A 4,962-nucleotide genomic window follows, 5' to 3' on the forward strand; every position below is an offset into this window, starting at 1 on the left:
GCGGGTCTCTACGACAAATCGGCATGAAAAAATAGCCTAACTGGCGTAGAGAGCGGGTCTCTACGACAAATCGGCATGAAAAAATAGCCTAACTGGCGTAGAGAGCGATTCTCTACGACAAATCGGCATGAAAATATAAATATATAAACAGCTTCTCTAAAACCTTTTCAGTAGTCGCAATCCGTCAGTATCCCATTAACTAATTGATTTCATCCAGTAGCTTACGGAGTTTCGATAATTTAAGAATTCTAAAATGTCACTTGCTGCTTTGTATTCTTTTGGAGTGAGGGGTTTTACGATCCAATCATCTTCCCACTTTGCAATCACTTCGCCTGATAAATTAGTTAACGTCATGTAGAGTACATTATTTTCAACTTGGGAAGTAAAAGTGTACGCATTTCCCCATTTTCCCGAAATCAATTTACCATTATGGCAAGTGTCTAAGGTAATCATAAACATCATCTACACCTCTCATTTTTTAGTTTTAACTGTATCTATGATATTAATATTCAATTAAAAGACAGAATCACGTACCATTTGCAACAATCTGGTGACAATTATGGCCATTCCCCTTGTCCACTTGCCTCCATAAAAAAAAGCAACCCGCTAAGGATTACTTTCCTATTTCATATCATTCAACATCATTTCACTGCTATCGTCCGCTCGTCTAGCGATAAACATTAAGCTCATGGTAAAAAGCATTAAGAAAGAACCCATTATTGTTCCTATAAAAAAAGGTATCATACATATCCCCCTATATTCTCCATAATCCGTAGAAGGTGATTGTATTCGGTAACTCGCTGGCCAAGCTATTCACCTTAGCCCCTATCGTTTTGCCTCACCATTTTTCAATGGTTTTGCCATTTCGTACGAACTATGTATATAATTTTATTATATCCACAAATTACCAAATGTAAAATGAGACGAACAGCCTATTACTATAAATTTTTCAGTTGGACACATTGGCTGTCTGACCTTATTTTTTTGTTGACATATACAGTTAAACTATATAGTATAAATATATACAGTTCAACTATATATTAAAACGGTATAAAAAAGATTGGAGAAACAGATGAAACGAAACAAGCATATTCCACTTACAGAAACAGTGTATTATATCCTTTTATCATTATTAGAACCTGCACACGGGTACTTGATTCTTCAAAAAGTTGAGGAGCTTAGTGAAGGTCAAGTAAGAATGGCCGCCGGGACATTGTATGGAGCAATAGAAAATCTACTAAAGCTCAAATTCATTCAGCCGATGCCAAGTGATGATAGCAGGCGGAAGGTTTATTTAATTACGGAACAAGGAAGAGAAATACTGCGTCTCGATCTCGAGAGAATGAAACACATGATTCAAAAAACCGAAGAGGTATTAAAAAAGTAAAAATGAGGTGGCAAAATGAGAAAATGGAAGGTTTTCCTCGATTTTGAAAAAGAAGAACGCTGGCTGAATCGAATGGCTTCAGATGGGTTCGAATTTGTTGGGAGATCAATGGGATATATCTTTCGACAGGCTAAGGCGGAAAAAACAAATATCAAAATGGATTATCGGACGTTCAAAAATCAAACAGATTTTATTGATTATTGTACACTTTTTGAGGATTGTGGGTGGAAGCACATTGCTGGAACAAAAAATTCCGGTACGCAATATTTTAAACAAGCGAGAACAGATGCTGATGAAGATATTTTCTCGGATGCAAATTCTAAGGCTGGCAGATACAAAAGAATGTCACAAATGTACTTCACCCTTGCCATCTGTTATTTACCTATACTTATAGCATTGATGACAAATGGTGCCCTTCATTCAGATGCACTTTTAAACCCCAAAGAGCTATACTACACACCAGGTTTATGGGAAATGTCAGGAGCTAGCTTTTGGGGGGCCTTTCTTTTTGAAACACCATTTGCCTTTTTCAGAACGATACCTTTGGCCTTTTTTCCAATCATCATCGTACTATTCATCGTATTCTTTATCTCTAGTTTAAAAGCAGAACGGCAATTTAAGAAAATAATGTGATAATCCGATTTTCGAGACGCTCGGACAGGTAGAGACCACGGATAAACTATGTTTAGCAAAGTCCCATATGTTAATAGAAGACTTCTATTGGACAAAATCGTAATTCGAAGTGACCCCAATGTCTAATAGAGAGCTTCTATTAGACAAATCCATAGCCGGAAGAGCCCCAAATGTCCAATAGAGCACTTCCATTGGACAAAATCGTAGATCAAAGAGACCGACTTTAATGACAAAATAGTCTTTTTCAGCAGTCTCGAACCGTCCCCATCCATACACCAACGCTTCATCTTCCAATGATTTTCTGGATTAACTTCAAGAAAGCGATGTATAGGATAAATCCTATTCCTGCACAAAAGAGGACCACTAGTATCACAGGGATGAACATCGTGCCAAGAAACCAAGCTAATATTGTTAATACGAAAATTCCCGATAATATCCATAACCAATCTTTCATACTGCCATTCTCCTTTAATTATCCCAAATGAAGGATTAAGCCCTTATTTCACCAAGCTTTATCGCCATTTTAATGCGTTAACATAGGCTTTTCCAGGACATCAAGGTCCTCCTTATTATTGCAACGGGCTGCTCTATTAGGTAGGATTTGTAGAACATATTGAATTAACTCCTCCTTCTCATTAAGTTTCTTAGCGAGCGATCAGCGTGCTTATTCTTTCCAACACACCTGACACCTAAACAAAAAATGGGACCCGGTGTCTGTCACCGTGCCCCATCTCTCATTCACTTTACTTTAGTTCTTCTTCGCCTTTTTCGTTCAGAATGTAGCTGTGATTTTGTGCTGCTTCTTCGATTTCTTTATATGCCCAGTGGGAAACGGGTACGTCTTTAAATGTTTGGATGGTTGCCCCGTTCAATGGGCCTCTTTTAAAGAGTCGGTTTAGGACTTTTACTGCCTGTGCACGTGTTAGTTTTTCTTCTGGGTGGAAGGTGTTATCCTCATATCCCTGCATAATTCCTGTTAGGGCCATCATTTCAATCGCTTCTTTTGCCCAGTGTTTATCAGAAATATCTTTAAACTTAACGGTTTCTTTACTTACTAATTTTGAACAGAATGGATAAGCATCGGCATCGGCTTTGCACTCTTTTTGCAGCCATCTTAAAGCGATTGTCGCCATTTCCGCACGGGTAATCGTGGCTTGCGGTCTAAATGTACCATTTACAGAGCCTGTCATAATACCTGCTTGCTTTACTAATTCTATTTCAATAAATGCCCAGTAATTTTTTGGCGTATCAACATATGATGGTTCGCCATTTCCAGTGTAATTCAATCCTAGATTACGAGAAAGCATAGCGGCCATTTGAGCGCGAGTAATGGAAGCGTTCGGCTGGAAATTCCCATCTGCGTAACCTTTAATATAAGACTGATGGTTCAGTGCTTCTTTTGTAAAATAATCCTTTGCCCCTTTGAGATAAAGCATTGTGAACGTGCTGAATTTGCTTACATCAAACTCAATGCCCAGTGTCCCATTTTTAAATTCAACCGCTTTCCCTTGTAAAACTTCTTTCGTCCCATCACTATGTTCAACATAGATGACGAGATTATCCAGCATCTCTTTACGGGCGTTCGGGTCGGTCGGAAGTGCCATTCCAATAGGGAATGTTAGCGTTACATGGCGGTTCTGCATGTTCGTGTCAATTTCCATTGGACGGCCAAGCACCTGAACAGAATCAACGCTATCTTTTCCGATTCCACGAACAATTGGATCTTGCTTGGCTCTAGTTTTGATTTCGTCGCTTTCTTTCACATTCTTTATTGGAACAACTCGGAAGTAAAGGTCTTCCTTTATGTTTGAAAATGACTCATTTAAAACAAGGATTCTACCGTTTTCCGTGAAAATCTCTAAGTGAATCCCAGCATCTAAAAATGCTTTTACTGTCTCTTTTGGCATCGTAATGGTTGTCTCAGAAACTTTATCATCCCCATCCGGTAAGACCATTGTGGCTGTTTTGCTTGCCATTTTATTCAACTTTTCAATGGTTTCTAATGCCTTTTCTTTCGATATGTGAACGTTATCCTTAACCACACCATTTCCGTCGGTTGTCCGCTTAATGGTTGTTTGCACAAGAATTTCATTAGTGCCGTTTCCGGAAATAACATTAACGACCAATTCTTCCGCTACTGGTTCCTTTACCGGAGGATTTGGCATTTTAATTAGGGTTAGGGTAAAGGTTTTTGTATCACTTACTTTTCCTCTCGTAATGGTTGCCGTAAGGGTCACTCGTAGATTTCCTTCATAATAACTTGGACGAATGACTTTTCCTTCAGTTGAAATATATCCGGTGTAGTTGCTGGACCAAGAAATAATCGTGTCATTTTGGCCAGTTGTTTTTAAAATAACATCCTGTTTAACTCTGTCGGCATTATCTAAACCATTATAGCCAATGGCTAATGAAGCCTTTTCGATACCTACTGCTTCAGCATCACTCATTGGCAGATGCGGAAGGATAAGTGTAAAGGACTTCGTTTCAGTTACTGCCCCTCGGTTAATCGTTGCGGTTAAAATAACGGTTTGGTCTCCTTGTGTATAAGTTGGACGCGTTACCTTACCATCCGCCGCTACAAATCCAGGTGAGTTGCTAGACCAGCTTATAGTCGTTCCAAATTGTCCTGTCGTTTTTAAAACCACATCGTTTGTGATAGAGTTTTGGTTGTCTTGTCCACTATACCCAATTTCCAATCCAGCCTTATCGAACCCAACTGCTTCTGAATCGCTCATTGCCAGTTTTGGTAGTTTAAGAGTGAACACCTTCGTATCAACTGCGCCATTTTTTGTAATGGTCGCGGTTAAGGTAACCGTCTGATCTCCTTGAGTATAAGTTGGACGGGTTACCCTTCCATCCCCCGCTACGAAAGCAGGAGCATTGCTATACCAACTGATGCTCGTTCCATTTTGGCCAGTAGTTTTTAAAAGCACATCTTTTGT

General features: G+C 39.2%; 5 protein-coding genes and 1 riboswitch. Of the genes, 2 read left to right on the forward strand and 3 right to left on the reverse strand.

What is annotated here, in order from left to right:
* Window positions 1-195: 195 nt before the first annotated feature.
* On the reverse strand, window positions 196-453 hold the full coding sequence (locus tag ACX9YW_RS22665; RefSeq protein ID WP_460350938.1) for a hypothetical protein: 258 nt from the start codon (window positions 451-453) through the stop codon (window positions 196-198).
* 335 nt (window positions 454-788) lie between these two features.
* Window positions 789-872: riboswitch (cyclic di-GMP riboswitch) on the reverse strand.
* Window positions 873-1,072: 200 nt separating this feature from the next.
* Between ACX9YW_RS22665 and ACX9YW_RS22675 the strand changes: the two genes are divergently transcribed.
* Both ACX9YW_RS22675 and ACX9YW_RS22680 read left to right on the forward strand, forming a co-directional pair.
* On the forward strand, window positions 1,073-1,387 hold the full coding sequence (locus ACX9YW_RS22675; RefSeq protein WP_460350942.1) for a PadR family transcriptional regulator: 315 nt from the start codon (window positions 1,073-1,075) through the stop codon (window positions 1,385-1,387).
* A 15-nt stretch (window positions 1,388-1,402) separates the two neighbouring features.
* On the forward strand, window positions 1,403-2,020 hold the full coding sequence (locus tag ACX9YW_RS22680) for a DUF2812 domain-containing protein (protein WP_460350944.1): 618 nt from the start codon (window positions 1,403-1,405) through the stop codon (window positions 2,018-2,020).
* A gap of 283 nt (window positions 2,021-2,303) precedes the next feature.
* On the opposite strand, the gene ACX9YW_RS22685 is transcribed toward ACX9YW_RS22680, so the two are convergent.
* Both ACX9YW_RS22685 and ACX9YW_RS22690 read right to left on the reverse strand, forming a co-directional pair.
* Window positions 2,304-2,474 (reverse strand): hypothetical protein, encoded by a 171-nt coding sequence (locus tag ACX9YW_RS22685; RefSeq protein WP_460350946.1) that lies wholly within the window; start codon window positions 2,472-2,474, stop codon window positions 2,304-2,306.
* A 289-nt stretch (window positions 2,475-2,763) separates the two neighbouring features.
* Window positions 2,764-4,962: immunoglobulin-like domain-containing protein (locus ACX9YW_RS22690; RefSeq protein ID WP_460350948.1), on the reverse strand; the 2,199-nt coding region annotated here is incomplete at its 5' end.

This window comes from Pseudoneobacillus rhizolycopersici (assembly GCF_054786815.1).

Coding starts and splice junctions, on each gene's coding strand:
- ACX9YW_RS22685 (WP_460350946.1), bottom strand. CDS start 2,474: ATGAAAGATTGGTTATGGATATTATCGGGAATTTTCGTATTAACAATA.
- ACX9YW_RS22680 (WP_460350944.1), top strand. CDS start 1,403: ATGAGAAAATGGAAGGTTTTCCTCGATTTTGAAAAAGAAGAACGCTGG.
- ACX9YW_RS22675 (WP_460350942.1), top strand. CDS start 1,073: ATGAAACGAAACAAGCATATTCCACTTACAGAAACAGTGTATTATATC.
- ACX9YW_RS22665 (WP_460350938.1), bottom strand. CDS start 453: ATGATTACCTTAGACACTTGCCATAATGGTAAATTGATTTCGGGAAAA.